15 protein-coding genes are annotated in these 13727 nt (G+C 64.5%); 8 read left to right on the top strand and 7 right to left on the bottom strand.

From position 1 onward, the window contains the following. The first annotated feature begins 75 nt into the window (after positions 1 to 75). Together K3F44_RS05170 and K3F44_RS05175 are read left to right on the top strand one after the other, a co-directional pair. Positions 76 to 807 carry an SDR family oxidoreductase gene (locus tag K3F44_RS05170; protein ID WP_220633472.1) on the top strand — a complete coding sequence of 244 codons (732 nt, stop codon included), beginning with the start codon at positions 76 to 78 and terminating at the stop codon, positions 805 to 807. 24 nt (positions 808 to 831) lie between these two features. After that, complete coding sequence (locus K3F44_RS05175; protein ID WP_220633473.1) at positions 832 to 1422, top strand: 2-hydroxychromene-2-carboxylate isomerase; 591 nt, start codon at positions 832 to 834, stop codon at positions 1420 to 1422. On the opposite strand, the gene K3F44_RS05180 is transcribed toward K3F44_RS05175, so the two are convergent. The 4 genes from K3F44_RS05180 to K3F44_RS05195 form a co-directional block, all read right to left on the bottom strand. Next, positions 1419 to 1715: a hypothetical protein gene (locus K3F44_RS05180; protein WP_188035797.1), complete on the bottom strand. Its 297-nt coding sequence runs from the start codon at positions 1713 to 1715 to the stop codon at positions 1419 to 1421. The two genes, K3F44_RS05175 and K3F44_RS05180, sit on opposite strands and share 4 nt — an antisense overlap. A gap of 8 nt (positions 1716 to 1723) precedes the next feature. Then, entirely contained in the window at positions 1724 to 2269 is a 546-nt protein-coding gene (locus tag K3F44_RS05185) for a cupin domain-containing protein (RefSeq protein WP_101318818.1), read from the bottom strand. 138 nt (positions 2270 to 2407) lie between these two features. Further along, a complete protein-coding gene (locus tag K3F44_RS05190; protein ID WP_101318820.1) occupies positions 2408 to 2941 on the bottom strand; it encodes a cytochrome b in 534 nt (177 codons plus the stop codon). After that, positions 2938 to 3990 carry a catalase family peroxidase gene (locus K3F44_RS05195; RefSeq protein WP_150571968.1) on the bottom strand — a complete coding sequence of 351 codons (1053 nt, stop codon included), beginning with the start codon at positions 3988 to 3990 and terminating at the stop codon, positions 2938 to 2940. The genes K3F44_RS05190 and K3F44_RS05195 overlap by 4 nt, the downstream gene beginning before the upstream one ends. 125 nt (positions 3991 to 4115) lie before the next feature. Here K3F44_RS05195 and K3F44_RS05200 point away from each other — a divergent pair, with 125 nt between their 5' ends. Further along, the gene (locus tag K3F44_RS05200; protein WP_101318822.1) at positions 4116 to 4637 is read left to right on the top strand and encodes a sigma-70 family RNA polymerase sigma factor; all 522 of its coding nucleotides are present in this window, start codon (positions 4116 to 4118) and stop codon (positions 4635 to 4637) included. Further along, a complete protein-coding gene (locus K3F44_RS05205) occupies positions 4634 to 5386 on the top strand; it encodes an anti-sigma factor (protein ID WP_150569455.1) in 753 nt (250 codons plus the stop codon). The genes K3F44_RS05200 and K3F44_RS05205 overlap by 4 nt, the downstream gene beginning before the upstream one ends. A 9-nt stretch (positions 5387 to 5395) precedes the next feature. Here K3F44_RS05205 and K3F44_RS05210 read toward each other — a convergent pair whose 3' ends face one another. Further along, the gene (locus K3F44_RS05210; RefSeq protein ID WP_188035798.1) at positions 5396 to 6055 is read right to left on the bottom strand and encodes an HAD family phosphatase; all 660 of its coding nucleotides are present in this window, start codon (positions 6053 to 6055) and stop codon (positions 5396 to 5398) included. A gap of 91 nt (positions 6056 to 6146) precedes the next feature. On the opposite strand from K3F44_RS05210, the gene lexA reads away from it, so the two are divergent. From lexA to K3F44_RS05230, 4 genes are read left to right on the top strand one after another with little or no spacing between them, the layout of a single operon-like run. Next, positions 6147 to 6764, top strand: a complete 618-nt coding sequence (lexA, locus tag K3F44_RS05215; RefSeq protein ID WP_178080761.1) for a transcriptional repressor LexA — start codon at positions 6147 to 6149, stop codon at positions 6762 to 6764. After that, complete coding sequence (gene imuA, locus K3F44_RS05220; protein WP_220633474.1) at positions 6764 to 7384, top strand: translesion DNA synthesis-associated protein ImuA; 621 nt, start codon at positions 6764 to 6766, stop codon at positions 7382 to 7384. Before lexA ends, imuA begins: the two co-directional genes overlap by 1 nt. Positions 7385 to 7390: 6 nt before the next feature. Beyond that, positions 7391 to 8809, top strand: coding sequence for a DNA polymerase Y family protein (locus K3F44_RS05225; protein WP_220633475.1), 1419 nt, complete (start codon positions 7391 to 7393; stop codon positions 8807 to 8809). Then, positions 8806 to 11886, top strand: coding sequence for an error-prone DNA polymerase (locus K3F44_RS05230; RefSeq protein ID WP_220633476.1), 3081 nt, complete (start codon positions 8806 to 8808; stop codon positions 11884 to 11886). Before K3F44_RS05225 ends, K3F44_RS05230 begins: the two co-directional genes overlap by 4 nt. A 7-nt stretch (positions 11887 to 11893) precedes the next feature. Here the strand turns inward: K3F44_RS05230 and K3F44_RS05235 are convergent, their stop codons facing one another. Then, the gene (locus tag K3F44_RS05235; RefSeq protein ID WP_220633477.1) at positions 11894 to 12715 is read right to left on the bottom strand and encodes an aldo/keto reductase; all 822 of its coding nucleotides are present in this window, start codon (positions 12713 to 12715) and stop codon (positions 11894 to 11896) included. Continuing rightward, entirely contained in the window at positions 12703 to 13608 is a 906-nt protein-coding gene (locus K3F44_RS05240) for a LysR family transcriptional regulator (RefSeq protein ID WP_220633478.1), read from the bottom strand. The genes K3F44_RS05235 and K3F44_RS05240 overlap by 13 nt, the downstream gene beginning before the upstream one ends. Positions 13609 to 13727 lie beyond the last annotated feature (119 nt).

Here is a 13727-nt window from a genome sequence, read left to right on the forward strand (position 1 = left end):
CGCCCGGGCTTGACGGTGGTCGGATCATAACATAGCGTTCGTTTACTAAATGATCGTTTACCAATGGAGGTGGCCGTGGCGGAACGAGACAAGGTGGTGCTGGTGATTGGTGCCGGCGATGCGACCGGCGGAGCCATTGCCAAGCGCTTTGCCCGCGAGGGTTATATCGCCTGTGTGACCCGTCGCGACGCGGCCAAGCTGCAGCCGTTGCTGGACGAGATCAATGCCGAGGGTGGCCGGGCGCATGGCTTTGGCTCCGATGCGCGCAGCGAGGAGGACGTCGCCAGCCTGATCGAAACCATCGAGCGCGATATCGGCCCGATCGAAGCTTTCGTGTTCAATATCGGCGCCAATGTGCCGTGCAGCATCCTCGATGAAACCCCGCGCAAGTTCTACAAGATCTGGGAGATGGCTTGCTTTGCTGGTTTTCTGACCGCTCAGGCAGTGGCCAGGCGCATGGTCACTCGCGAGCGCGGCAGTATCATCTTTACCGGCGCCACCGCCGGCACCCGTGGCGCGGCGGGATTTGCCGCGTTCGCCACCGCCAAGCATGGCCTGCGGGCGCTGGCGCAGAGCATGGCGCGGGAGCTGGGGCCGCGTAATATTCATGTTGCCCATGTAGTGGTCGATGGGGCCATCGACACCGCGTTCATTCGCGACAACTTCCCTGAACGGTATGCGCAAAAAGACCAGGACGGCATCCTCGACCCTGCGCACATTGCCGACAGTTACTGGTTTTTGCATGCCCAGCCCCGGGATGCCTGGACCTTCGAGCTGGACCTGCGGCCGTGGATCGAACGCTGGTAAAACTGCCCTTCAAAGGATCGAGCGATGAGTAAATCCGTGGAGTTTTTCTTCGACCTCGGCAGCCCAGCCAGTTATCTGGCCTGGACGCAACTGCCCGAGCTATGTGCGCGCCATGCTGTGCTGCTGGTCTATCGGCCGATGCTGTTGGGGGGCGTGTTCCAGGCGACCGGCAACGCATCGCCAGTCATGGTTCCGGCCAAGGGCCGCTACATGATGCTCGACCTGCAGCGGTTCGCGCAGCGCTATGGCGTGGCATTCGGGCTGCCAGCTGGCTTTCCGCTCAATACCCTGGGGTTGATGCGCGGGCTGACGGGCATGCAATTGCACGCACCTGAGCGCTTTGAGACCTTGCTTGCGTTGCTGTTCAACGCACTTTGGGCAGAGCAACGCGCACTGGGCGATGCGCAGGTGTTGGAGCAGACGTTGGCTGCTGGCGGTTTCGATCCACAGCAGTTCGCCGAGCTGGCAGCGCAAGTCGAGGTCAAACAGGCATTGAAAGCAGCAACCGAGGAAGCAGTTACGCGCGGCGTATTTGGCGCGCCGACCTGTTTTGTCGAGGGGCAGATGTTCTTTGGTCAGGACCGGTTGGACTTTGTCGAACAGGCCTTGCGCTAGCTATCCAGGCCTAGCAGTAGCTCGATCTGTCGGCGCTCCCAGATGCTTAGCAGCTCGACCGGGTTGGTGCCGTAGCGCTGCCAGCTGTCACCGTTGCTGCTGACACCTTGCGGGGTGCAGCAGCTGGCGCAGTGGGCGAGGCCTTCGGGATCGATGATCAAACTCAGTTGCCAGCCGGCGCTGCTGACTTCGATCAGGTCTGGGCGCGGGCGCGCACAGACCTGCAACGGCTCCACCCCCATCGCAACATCACGCAGGCATTGGTATACCTCACGGCTGCTGGGCGCGCGCATGCTGTCGATCAGAAGTTGGCCGGGGTGTTGGCGCTGATGATCTCAGCCTCGTCCTGGCCGATGTTCTTGAAGCTGTGGGCCAGGGTAGTGGGAATGTAGTAACCATCGCCGGCATTGAGCACGCTGACCTGGCCGTCTACCCACAGCTCAATGGTGCCGCGGGTAACCAGGCCGCATTCTTCGCCTTCGGCATGCACGATCGGCTCGCCGGAATCGGCGCCAGGCGCATACAACTCACGCAGCATACGCATCTGCCGGCCTTCGACGCTGGCACCGACCAGCAGCATGCGCAGGCCGTTGCGGCCCAGGTCGGGTTGGTCGCCGCCGCGGAAGACAAAGCGCTCTTCGCGCACCGGGGTATCGAAACTGAAGAACTCCGCCAGGGACATGGGGATGCCTTCAAGCAGCTTTTTCAAGGAACTGACAGAGGGGCTGACGCGGTTTTGCTCGATCTGCGAGATGGTCGAATTGGTCAGGCCGCTGCGGCGAGCCAGTTCTCGTTGCGAGAGGCCGTTGCGTTCACGCACCAGTTTGAGTCGTGTCCCCGTGTCCATTAGCCGCCTTGTCTGTACTGAAGAGTGGTGTAAAAAATAATAAGCGACGCATTAAAACACACTCTTGTCAGCAACGCGCTGCGCATCTAAACGGCGCTGGTCGTGGTGGCTTGAGTCACGGCCAGCGCCTGCTGCAGCTTATTTGCCGTCGCGCAGCGGCCCCGGCCACATGCTTTTGAACACAGCATCGCGGCGGACCCAGGCGTGCATCAATGCCGCACCCAGATGCACCAGCACCGTGGCAAACAGCAGATAGCCAGCCCAGCTGTGTGCGCCTCGCAGCAGCGCATACAGCTGCAGGTCGTGCGGGGCAATGGCCGGCAACTGCAAGGGGCGTGGATAACCACCGGCCGAGAGCATCGCCCAGCCCAGCAGCGGCATGCTCAGCATCAGGCCATACAGGGCAATGTGCGAGGCCTTGGCGGCTAGCCGCTGCAGTGCGGGCAGGTCTGCCGGCAGCGGTGGATGGGGAACTGTCAGGCGTACAGCGATGCGTACCAGCACCAGCAGCAACAGCAACAGGCCGGTTGCCTTGTGCAGTTCCACCAGCAACGGATGGCGGGTCGACAGGTCGCTGACCATGCCCACGCCGATAAACAGCATGGCCAGGATCAGCACCGCCATCAGCCAGTGCAGCAACCGCGCGAAGGGGTGAAAGGCAGCAGGTTTCATGGCCGTACTCCAGTGTTGAGAGACTCGCGGCTACGCCGATTGAAGGACTCCGAGTAGGCCGCCGAGCGTGCTGCCAGGATCGGATCGGCAGTGGCCTGAATGCCGCTCGGCAGAATCAGCGGGTCGAAGTTGAGGTCACGGCAGGCGCCTTGCTCGGGGGCATCGACGGCATTGATCACCAGCGTGCCGGCATCGATGCTGCGCCGTTGCGCGGGCCACGGTTTGGACGGGTCTTCCAGCGGGTCGCCCGGCTCGGCCAGCACCAGGCGCAAGGTCCAGCGCAGTGGGCCTTGGCTCAGCCGTTGGGCGAGGTCGTGCTGCAAGAACAGCGTGTCGCTGACCTGTGCGGGGAGGGCGCTATAGGGTGTTTGCGGCTCGACCTGCCAGCGCACCGCCTGCTCTTTGCCCTGGCGGTCGATCAGGCGGAAGGCGTTGATGCTGTGGTATTGGGTGCTGGCAAAGCTGTCGCTGGGCTTGTATGAGGCCGCCCATTGGCGAAACGCCGCACTTTCCGGGTGCTCGGCAAAAAACGCCTGCATACGCGCCGGGTCCGGCTTGCCGGTGGCAGGATCCGGGGTCATGGCCAGCACCTGTTGGTAGAACGCCTCTGGGGTGCCGATTGCCAGTACCGGCGGGTTGTTCATGCCGGTGCGCCAGAGCTGGCCGTCGTCGGTGGCAAATTGCAACGCCATGCTTCGCACGGGCACACCGGTGTCAGGCGTGGCCGGGTTGGCGCCGCCAATGGCGAAGCGGCCGATCACTGGCACCCGCGCCTGCTCGAAGACCCGCGCGCTGGACAACGGCGCGGCCAGCCCGCTGCTCTCGAAGTAGCCGGTGACGCAAAGGCCTTTGGCGTGGTTCTTGCGATACCCGGGGTGGTGCCCGGCCTGGGCTTCGAAGGTGTCGATGATGCGTTGCGGGCTGAGTTTGGGGCCGCCGATCCAGCCAGCGGTGTAGGCAAACGCGCAGCCGGCGACGAGCAGGCCGGCGGCAATGGCCGTCAGCCGCCAAAGCTTGGCGGGGCCGTGCACGGGAGTGTTCATAGGCAACATCCGGGTCAGTGAAGATGCGAGTACGACGGGGCGCGGCGCAACTTATTCCAGCCGCCCGGGAATAAATTTCGTGGCGCTGCGTCTGCCCCTTACACTGACTGCCCATGGGCTGGAATCACAGCATGCACGATCTCGACGACTCGCAATGGCGCGAACTGCTGCAGCGCCTGCGCCGCTTTGCCGTGTGGCTGACGCGCGAGCCGGGCAGTGCCGACGACCTGGTCCAGGCCACCATCGAACGCGCTTTGAGCCGTAGTGGCCAGCAGCGCGAGGCCGACGCGCTGCGGGCGTGGCTGTTCAGCATCCTCTATCGGCTGTTTCTCGACAGCAAGCGCCGCGACCGGCTGCACCGGCGCTGGCTGGCCTGGTTCAGCGGCGGCCAGGAGATCAGCGAGCCGATCGGCGACAATACCGAAGACATCATCTTCGCCCAGGCCGACTTGCAGGCATTTGCCCAGTTGTCGGCCGAGCAGCGCGCGCTGCTGTTGCTGGTCAGCGTCGAGGGCTTGAGTTACAAGGAGGCCGCCGAGGCCTTGGCTATTCCTATCGGCACGGTGATGTCGCGTTTGTCGCGGGCCCGTGCAGCATTGCGCCAACTGACCGAGGGCAGCCCAGCGTCCCCGGCCCTGCGGAGATTGAAATGACACGCCTGACCCCCACCGAGCACGAGTTGCACGCCTATATCGACGAGCGCCTCGACCCTGTGCGCCGCGCTGAAGTCCACGCGTGGCTGGCCGCCAATCCGCAGGAGGCTGCGCGTATCGAGGCCTGGCGCAACGACGCCCGGCGCCTGCGCGCGGCTCTGGCCGGCTTTGGCGAACTGGCCCCTGGCCCGCAGCTGGAGCTTGGCCAGTTGCAACGGCGTCTGCGTCAACGGCGTGTGCGCCGGCTGGCGACGGCGGCGGCGTTGCTGTTGAGCCTGGGTGTCGGCGGCATGGGCGGCTGGCAGGCGCGGCAAATGAGCATGGCATCAACCGAATTGCCCATGGCCGATGCGCTGCAGGCCCATCGGTTGTTTGTCGGCAGCAGCGCTTTGGATATTCAGGCCAGCGACCCTGGCCAGCTGCGCGCCTGGCTGGGCAGCCATTTCAATCGGGTCGGCCAATTGCCCGACCTGGCCGGCTTGGGCTTTCAGCCAGTGGGTGCGCGCCTGCTGAGCAACGAGCAAGGGCCGGCGGCGCTGGTGGTGTTCGAAGACAAGCAGGGTGAGCGGGTCAGCCTGTTCATGCGCCTGCCCGGCGAGCACTTTGCCAAGATGCCGACCGGTCAACGCACCGATGGCCAGCTGGAAGCGCGCTACTGGTCGCATGGCGCCTACAACTTCGCGTTGGTCAGCGACGCTGACGATCAGCGCAGCGAGTCGCTGCGTGAAGTACTTGGCGTCAGCCTGTAGCGGTTGCTGTCAGCCGCGCATCTGTTCGATCAGGTGCCACAAGCGCGGGTCGTTGAAGTCATCGATAACCAGTTGCGCGCCGGCTTGCTGCAAGCGTTCGGCCGTCTGGGTGGTGGCTATGGCCACGGTGAAGATCCCGGCAGCGCTGGCAGCGGTTACGCCGGGCAGTGAGTCTTCAAACGCCAGCGCATGCTCGGCATTCGCCTGCAGCCGCTCCAGGCCGGTCAGGTAGGGCAGTGGATCGGGCTTGGCCCGCGCCAGTTCGTCGGCTACCAGCACCTGCGTGAAGCGCTCGGTCAGGCCCATTGCGCCAAGCATGTGTTCGGCATTCAAGCGCGGCGCATTGGTCACCACACACATGCCGATGGCCTCTGCCTGGGCGTAATCGAGCAAACGCAGTAACCCAGGCAACGGTTGCAGTTCAGGGGCGAGCTCGCGAAACAGCGCTTCCTTGCGCTCCGCCAGTGCCTGGCGCTGCGCCGGGCTCTGATCTGGGAACAGCCTGGCGAATAGCTCACCGTTGGCCTGACCGCTGATCTGTTCATCGAACTGGGCCTGGGTCAGCTCGCGGCCGTCCTGCTCGTGCAGCAGTTGGCGGAAGGCTTGCAGGTGCAGCGTGTCGGTATCGGTCAGGGTGCCATCGAGGTCAAACAGCAGGGCGGTCAGCATCGGTTATCCATAAGCTTGTACATCGAGCAGGGGATCATAACCAATGCGCACGACGAAGGGGGCTGTTCAGTTTTAGCAGAAAAGAGTACAAATGTGCTCCATGGACAATATGACCCCCAAACGCCGCGCGATTCTGGCTTTTATCCGCGAGCGCATTACCGATCACAGCCAGCCTCCGAGCCTCGCCGATATCGCCGAGCGCTTTGGTTTTGCCTCGCGTAGCGTTGCCCGCAAGCACATCAGTGCGCTGTGCCAGGGCGGCTACATCGACGTCACGCCCAATCAGGCCCGCGGTATCCGCCTGGCCGAGCCTTTGCGCCGGCCAGAAATCCTCGAGCTGCCGGTCCTTGGCCAAGTCGCTGCTGGTGCGCCGATCGGGCCTGACCTGGATATCCACGAGCAGTTGCTGCTCGACCCAAGCCTGTTCCGGCGCACGCCCGACTACCTTCTCAAGGTGCGCGGCGAGTCGATGATCGACGACGGCATATTTGACGGTGACCTGGTCGGCATCCGCCAGCAAGGCGAAGCCGACGACGGCCAGATCGTGGTCGCCCGGCTGGATGGCGAGGTCACTATCAAGCGTCTGCAGCGCATCCCCGGCGGCTTTCGTTTGCTGCCGCGCAACCCGGCCTATGCGCCGATCGAGGTTGGCCCTGAGCGCGACTTCTGTATCGAAGGGGTCTTCTGCGGCCTGCTGAGGCGCGACTGATGGGCGCCGTGGTCGATCTGGACGGCCTGCTCGACCAGCGCCGAATTTGGCGTGGCCGGCAAACCCAGGCGCGCCCGCTCGGCCTGCAGCCAACCGGCCATGCCCAGCTCGATGAGCGCCTGCCCGACGGCGGTTGGCCTGCCGCTGCGCTGAGTGAGCTGCTGTTGGCCAGTCCAGGCTGTGGTGAATTGCAATTGTTATGGCCGAGCCTGGCCCGGCTCACCGCAGAGTCCGGGCGGGTGGTGCTGATTGCACCGCCGTTTATCCCTTTTGCGCCGGCGTGGCAGGCAGCCGGGGTTGATCTGCGCTGGCTGACCCAGGTCGAGGCTGCGCCTACCGATGCCTTGTGGGCTGCCGAGCAGTGCTTGCGCTCGGGCAGTTGTGCAGCGGTGTTGTGCTGGCCTGAACGGGCCGATGATCGCGCCTTGCGCCGCTTGCAGGTGGCTGCCGAAACCGGCCAGGCGCTGGCGTTTGCCTGCCGCCCGCAGCACGCGGCGCACAACCCGTCACCGGCGGCGCTGCGTATTGCTGTTGATACCCGGCCCGCACAATGGCGGGTGCTAAAGTGCCGCGGCGGCATGCCGCCTGCTGTGCCAATCGCCAGTCGCGGGCAGGGTTGATGCAGCATGTTGTGGGCCTGCATTTTATTGCCGCAGCTGACGCTGGACAGCGTCCTACGTGAACGCGATGACCCGGATACGCCGCTGGTATTGATCGGCGGGCCGACTCAGCGCCGGGTGCTGCAAGCGGTCAACCCGGCTGCTGCCAGGCTCGGCTTGCGCGCTGGGCAGACGCTGACGGCCGCCCGCGCATTGGCCGATGGTTTCACCTGCGTTGAAGCCGACCCGGCCCAGGTCGAGCAGGTTCAGCAGTTGCTGGCTGCCTGGGCCTACCGCTACAGCGCGCAGGTCAGCCTGCATTATCCGCGGGCCTTGCTGCTCGAGGTCGGTTCCAGCCTGCAGTTGTTCGGGCCATGGCCTGTGCTCCAGGCGCGCCTGCGCGAAGAGCTGGATGCTCTGGGGCTGCGCCAACGCATTGTGCTGGCGAGCAACCCGGTGGCTGCTCGCATGCTTGCCAACTGTCATGACGGCCTTGCCCTGAGCGACGCCGACGACACCCGCGCGGCCCTGGCCAAGTTGCCGATCAGCAAGGTCGGGCTGCCCACCGAGGCCAGCGAGGCCTTTATGCGGATGGGCCTGCGTCAGCTCGGTGAGGTGCTTGGCCTGCCGCGTGATGCGCTGGCCCGACGCTTTACCGCCGGGGTGCAGCTGCATCTGGATCAACTGCTGGGGCTGCGCAGTCTGGGTCTTGAGTTCTACCTGCCGCCGGACCGCTTCGAGACGCGTCTAGAGCTCAACTTCGACGTTGAATCGCATCAGGCCTTGCTGTTCCCGTTGCGGCGGATGATCAACGACCTGGCGGCGTTTCTGGCCGGGCGCGACTGTGGCGTGCAGCGCTTCGAGCTGCACCTTGAGCATGTTGAGGGCCCGGACACCGTGCTCAAGGTCGGGTTGTTGGCCGCCGAACGTGATGCGACCCTGCTGTTCGAGCTGGCCCGCGGGCGCCTCGAGCCGCTGCGCATCACTGCGCCGGTGCGCAACCTGCGTTTGCTGGCAGCAGACCTGCCGGCCTTTGTGCCGCAGCATCAAGCGCTGTTCGACCCGCGCGCGCAACAGGCGCAGCCGTGGGAGCAACTGCGCGAACGGCTGCGCGCGCGGCTGGGTGATGAAGCGGTGCAGGGCCTGCGTGCCGAAGCCGATCATCGCCCCGAGTGCGCTTGGCAACTTGCCAGCCAAGGTGCGTCCGGGCCGCTGCAGGCTGCTGTAGATAGCCGCCCGGGTTGGTTGTTGGCGGCCCCTTTGCGCTTGAGCGAGGCCGATGTGCAGCTGTTGGGGCGAGCCGAACGGATCGAATCGGGCTGGTGGGATGGCGGCGATGTGCGCCGTGACTACTACCGCATCGAAACCCGTGAAGGCTTGCGCGGCTGGGCCTATCAAGACCTCGCCGAGCCTGGTCCGCTGTGGTTGCAGGGGTGGTTCGCATGAGCGCCGGCGGCTATGCCGAGCTGCATTGCCTGTCGAACTTCAGCTTCCAGCGTGGCGCTTCCAGTGCCGACGAGTTGTTCAAACGTGCCCGCGAGCAAGGCTATACGGCGCTGGCGATCACCGATGAGTGCACCCTGGCCGGTATCGTACGCGGCTGGCAAGCCGCCAAAGCGCACCAACTGCGGCTGATCGTCGGCAGCGAAGTACGCTTGCAGGACGGGCCGAAACTGGTTTTGCTGGTCGAGAATCTGCGCGGCTATCAGAGCCTGTGTGGCTTGATCACCCGCGCCCGGCGGCGGGCGGGCAAAGGCGAGTATCAGTTGTTTGCTGCGGACCTTGAGGCCAATTGCGAGGGCTTGCTGGCGCTATGGATACCGGATGCGGCTGACGACGCGAACGCCGCTCAGTGGCTGCGTGAGCTGTTTGGCGAACGGCTGTACCTGGCCGTGCACCTGCACCGTGGCGCTGACGACACTACGCGCCTGGCTCGTTTGCGCACGCTGGCTGCCCAGTTAGACATTCGCGCTGTGGCCTGTGGTGATGTGCACATGCACAGCCGTGGGCGGCGCGCCCTGCAGGATTGCATGACCGCCGTGCGCCATCACTGCACGATTACCAGCGCCGGGCGTTACCTGTTCGCCAACGGCGAACGCCACCTGCGCAGCCTGGCTCAGCTCAACGAGCTGTACCCTGCAGACTTGCTCGAACAAAGCCAGTTGATCGCCGAGCGCTGTCACTTCGACCTGAGTGAGCTGAAATACCAGTATCCACGCGAAGTAGTGCCGTCAGGGCAAACCGCGGCCAGTTGGCTGCGCCACCTGTGTGAACAGGGCCTGCCCCGGCGTTGGCCGGACGGCGCCAGTGCCGAGGTGCGCCAGGTCCTCGACAAGGAGCTGGCGCTGATCGAAGAGCTGCACTACGAGAGCTACTTTCTCACCGTGCACGACATCGTCGATTTCGCCCGCAAGCAAGGCATTCTCTGTCAGGGCCGCGGTTCGGCGGCCAACTCGGTGGTGTGTTTTGTGCTCGGCATCACCGAGCTTGATCCGATGCAGCATCATCTGCTGTTCGAACGGTTTCTCTCACGCGAGCGCAACGAGCCACCCGACATTGATGTGGACTTCGAGCACAACCGCCGCGAAGAGGTCATTCAGTACGTGTTCCGCCGCTATGGTCGCCACCGTGCGGCACTGACCGCCGTGGTCAGTACCTATCACGCGGCTGGCGCGGTGCGCGATGTGGCGCGGGTGCTCGGGCTGCCGGCCGATCAGGTCGATGCGCTGGCCAAGTGCTGCGGCCGCTGGACGGATCGCATCCCCGATGCGCAGCGCCTGGCCGAGGCGGGCTTCGAGGCGCAAAGCCCGTCGTTGCGGCGGATTCTGGTGCTGGCCGGCGACCTGATCGGTTTCCCCCGGCACCTGTCGCAGCACCCTGGGGGCTTTGTCATTTCCGAGCAACCGCTGGACCAGCTGGTGCCGGTGGAAAACGCGGCGATGGCCGAGCGCACGGTGATCCAGTGGGACAAGGACGACCTCGATATGGTCGGCCTGCTCAAGGTCGACGTGCTGGCGCTGGGGATGCTCAGCGCGCTTCGCCGTTGTTTCGATCTGCTCGCGCAGCACCGTGGGCGCCATTTGACCCTGGCTACCATTCCCAGCGAAGACCCTGCGACCTACGCCATGATCAGCCGCGCCGAGACCATCGGTGTGTTTCAGATCGAATCACGCGCGCAGATGGCCATGCTGCCGCGGCTCAAACCCAAGACGTTTTATGACCTGGTAATCGAAGTGGCGATCGTCCGCCCGGGCCCGATTCAGGGCGACATGGTCCACCCGTATCTGCGCCGGCGGCTAAAGCAGGAAGAGGTGACGTATCCGTCGCCAGCGCTCGAGGCCGTGTTCAAACGCACGCTGGGTGTGCCGTTGTTCCAGGAACAGGTCATGGAGTTGGCGATGGTTGCCGCCGACTACAGCCCTGGCGAAGCCGATCAGTTGCGCCGCAGCATGGCCGCCTGGAAGCGGCACGGCGGCCTTGAACCGCATCGCGTGCGCTTGCTCGAGGGCATGCTGCGTAACGGCTACGAGCTGGCTTTTGCCGAGCGCATCTTCGAGCAGATCAAGGGCTTTGGCAGTTATGGCTTCCCTGAGTCGCACACTGCCAGCTTTGCCTTGTTGTGTTACGCCAGCAGCTGGCTCAAGTGCCACGAGCCGGCGATCTTCACCTGTGCCTTGGTCAACAGCTGGCCAATGGGCTTCTACAGCCCTGACCAGTTGCTCCAGGACGCCAGGCGCCAAGGGATCGAGGTGCGCCCGGTGGACGTCTTTTACAGCGAGTGGGACTGCACCCTTGAGCCGTTGGCCGGCGGCGCCTTGGCGATCCGCCTGGGCTTGCGCCAGATCCGCGGGTTTACCCAAGCCGATGCCTTGCGCCTGGCACAGGCCAGGCAGCAACGACCTTGGCGCGATGTCGAAGACCTGTGCCTGCGCGCCGAACTCGACAGCCGTGCCCGCGCGCGCCTGGCAGATGCCGGGGCGTTGCGCGAGTTGGCCAGCGATCGTCATCAGGCCCGCTGGCAGGTGGCTGCCGTGCAGGCGCAACTGCCCTTGTTCGCCGATATCGGCAGCGCAGGCGAGCAGGCCGTGGCGTTGCCAAGGCCAACCGTGGCGCAGGACCTGGTAGCCGATTACGCCACCCTTGGCACCACCCTTGGGCCGCACCCGTTGAGTCTGTTGCGCCCGCGTCTGCGCGCGCTGGGTTGTCGCAGTTCGGCGGAGCTGGACAGCGTCGAGCATGGCGATGCAATTGCTGTGACCGGTCTGGTGGTTGGCCGGCAGCGTCCTGGCACGGCCAGCGGGGTGACGTTTGTCACCCTGGAAGACGAGGCGGGCATGGTCAACGTGGTGGTCTGGCGCGACCTGGCCGAGCGTCAGCGGCGGGCGCTGGTTGGCGCCCAGTTGCTCAAGGTCAGTGGCCGACTGGAACATGAGAAGGGCGTCAGGCACTTGATTGCCCGGCGCCTGGAAGACGTCAGCCCGCTATTGCAAGGGCTGGACGTGCGCAGCCGCGACTTTCACTGAAGCCCGCCTAGACCATCGCCAGGTGCTGCTTGCGCGTAGGCGGGGCAAAGGCCTGATCAATCGCTTGCAGGTCGGCAGCGCTCAAGCGCAGCTCGCCTGCCGCGGCATTGAGCTGCACATGCCTTGGGTCGACGGCCTTGGGGATGGCAATCACTCCAGCATGGCGGGTAACCCAGGCCAGGCTGACCTGCGCTGAGGTGGCGTTATGGCGCTCGGCGATTTCGGCTATCAGCGGATGCTGCAGTAGCTGACCTGCCTGGGCCAGCGGGCAGTAGGCCATGATCGGCATCTGCTGCGCCTGGCTCCAGGGCAACAGGTCGAACTCGATGCCGCGTTGGGCCGGGTTGTACAGCACCTGGTTGGCTGCACAGGCCGCGTTATCAAGCTCAACCATGTCGTCCAGATCGAAGTTGGAAACACCCCAGCGACGAATCTTGCCTTGTTCGCGCAAACGCTCGAAGGCCTCGACGGTTTCTTCCAACGGATACTGGCCACGCCAGTGCAGCAGGTACAGGTCAATGCAATCGGTGCCCAGCCGGCGCAGGCTGCGCTCGCAGGCTTGCGGCACGCCGCGCTGGCTAGCGTTGTGCGGGTAGACCTTGCTGACCAGAAACACCTGGTCACGGCGACCAGCCATGGCGGCGCCGACCACTTCCTCGGCGCCACCTTCGGCATACATCTCGGCGGTGTCGATCAGGCTCATGCCAAGCTCGATGCCTTGCTGCAAGGCCGCCACCTCGGCGGCCTTGCGCGCCGGGTCTTCGCCCATGTACCAGGTGCCTTGGCCTATGGCGGCAACGCGGCGGTCTGCAAGTTCTACTTTGCGCATGTCAACTCCTGTGGCGGGGTGTGGGCAATGACTACATCCAGCAGCGCCTCGGCTGCGGTTGAAAGCTTGTGTTCACTCAGCGAAATAACGCCAATACGCCGCTCGACGCTGGGTTCAACCAAGGCGACGCAGCGGGCGCCAAGCTCCTGCATCTGCTTGATGCACAGGGCCGGCACAGCGCTGACGCCAAGGCCATTGGCGACCATGCGGCCGATGGTGGTCAACTGATGGCTCTCGAACGCCACGGTCAACTTGCCGTGGCCGGCGGCGACGTTTTGTTCCAGCAGCAGGCGCACCGCAGACGGTCGTTGCAGGGCGATGAAATCTTCGGCCAGCAATGCCTGCCAGCTCACCTCATGCTGCAGCGCCAGCGGTGAGTCTGCTGGCACCACCGCCACGAAGCGGTCCATGTACAGCGGCACAAAGCGCAGGCCGTCGAGGTTGTCCGGCTCGAAACCAATGCCTAGTTCGACGCGGCGATGGCGCACCAGTTCCTGCACCTGTTCATTGATCACGTCATGCACGGTGACGTTGACCCGCGGATAACGCTGGCGAAACACCTTCAACGCCTGCGGCAGCAGGTTGCCGGCAAAGGCCGGCATCGCCGCCACCGAGACCCGCCCCAGTTGCAAGGTAAAGCGCTGGCGCAGCATCTCTTCGGTGTCGTCCCAGTCGGCCAGCAACCGCCGCGCCAACGGCAGCAGCACCTCGCCTTCGGGGGTCAGGCTGACGCTGCGGGTGGTGCGGGCGAGCAGGGCGCCGCCGAGGTTGTCCTCCAACGCCTTGATGGTCAGGCTCAAGGCCGGCTGCGACACATGCAGATGCTCGCCCGCCTGGGCAAAGCTCAAGTACTTGGCTACGGTGACAAAGGCACGCAACTGCTTGACGTTCATGCGGGGGTGGGCCTTTTGTTTTAGAAAAATTATCAATCGATGACTAAAACAAAATTAACAAATCAGTCGGCAGCGGTGAAGATGGCTGCACGCACAAACAACTATAAAGGCGAATCAGC

Origin of the sequence: Pseudomonas sp. S07E 245, from assembly GCF_019599025.1 — a bacterium.
Taxonomy (GTDB): domain Bacteria; phylum Pseudomonadota; class Gammaproteobacteria; order Pseudomonadales; family Pseudomonadaceae; genus Aquipseudomonas; species Aquipseudomonas shirazensis.

What these genes read in the sequence shown, in the direction of transcription:
- K3F44_RS05175 (WP_220633473.1), top strand. Translation starts at nt 832, where the DNA reads ATGAGTAAATCCGTGGAGTTTTTCTTCGACCTCGGCAGCCCAGCCAGT.
- K3F44_RS05180 (WP_188035797.1), bottom strand. Translation starts at nt 1,715, where the DNA reads ATGCGCGCGCCCAGCAGCCGTGAGGTATACCAATGCCTGCGTGATGTT.
- K3F44_RS05185 (WP_101318818.1), bottom strand. Translation starts at nt 2,269, where the DNA reads ATGGACACGGGGACACGACTCAAACTGGTGCGTGAACGCAACGGCCTC.
- K3F44_RS05190 (WP_101318820.1), bottom strand. Translation starts at nt 2,941, where the DNA reads ATGAAACCTGCTGCCTTTCACCCCTTCGCGCGGTTGCTGCACTGGCTG.
- K3F44_RS05200 (WP_101318822.1), top strand. Translation starts at nt 4,116, where the DNA reads ATGCACGATCTCGACGACTCGCAATGGCGCGAACTGCTGCAGCGCCTG.
- K3F44_RS05205 (WP_150569455.1), top strand. Translation starts at nt 4,634, where the DNA reads ATGACACGCCTGACCCCCACCGAGCACGAGTTGCACGCCTATATCGAC.
- K3F44_RS05210 (WP_188035798.1), bottom strand. Translation starts at nt 6,055, where the DNA reads ATGCTGACCGCCCTGCTGTTTGACCTCGATGGCACCCTGACCGATACC.
- lexA (WP_178080761.1), top strand. Translation starts at nt 6,147, where the DNA reads ATGTGCTCCATGGACAATATGACCCCCAAACGCCGCGCGATTCTGGCT.
- imuA (WP_220633474.1), top strand. Translation starts at nt 6,764, where the DNA reads ATGGGCGCCGTGGTCGATCTGGACGGCCTGCTCGACCAGCGCCGAATT.
- K3F44_RS05225 (WP_220633475.1), top strand. Translation starts at nt 7,391, where the DNA reads ATGTTGTGGGCCTGCATTTTATTGCCGCAGCTGACGCTGGACAGCGTC.
- K3F44_RS05230 (WP_220633476.1), top strand. Translation starts at nt 8,806, where the DNA reads ATGAGCGCCGGCGGCTATGCCGAGCTGCATTGCCTGTCGAACTTCAGC.
- K3F44_RS05235 (WP_220633477.1), bottom strand. Translation starts at nt 12,715, where the DNA reads ATGCGCAAAGTAGAACTTGCAGACCGCCGCGTTGCCGCCATAGGCCAA.
- K3F44_RS05240 (WP_220633478.1), bottom strand. Translation starts at nt 13,608, where the DNA reads ATGAACGTCAAGCAGTTGCGTGCCTTTGTCACCGTAGCCAAGTACTTG.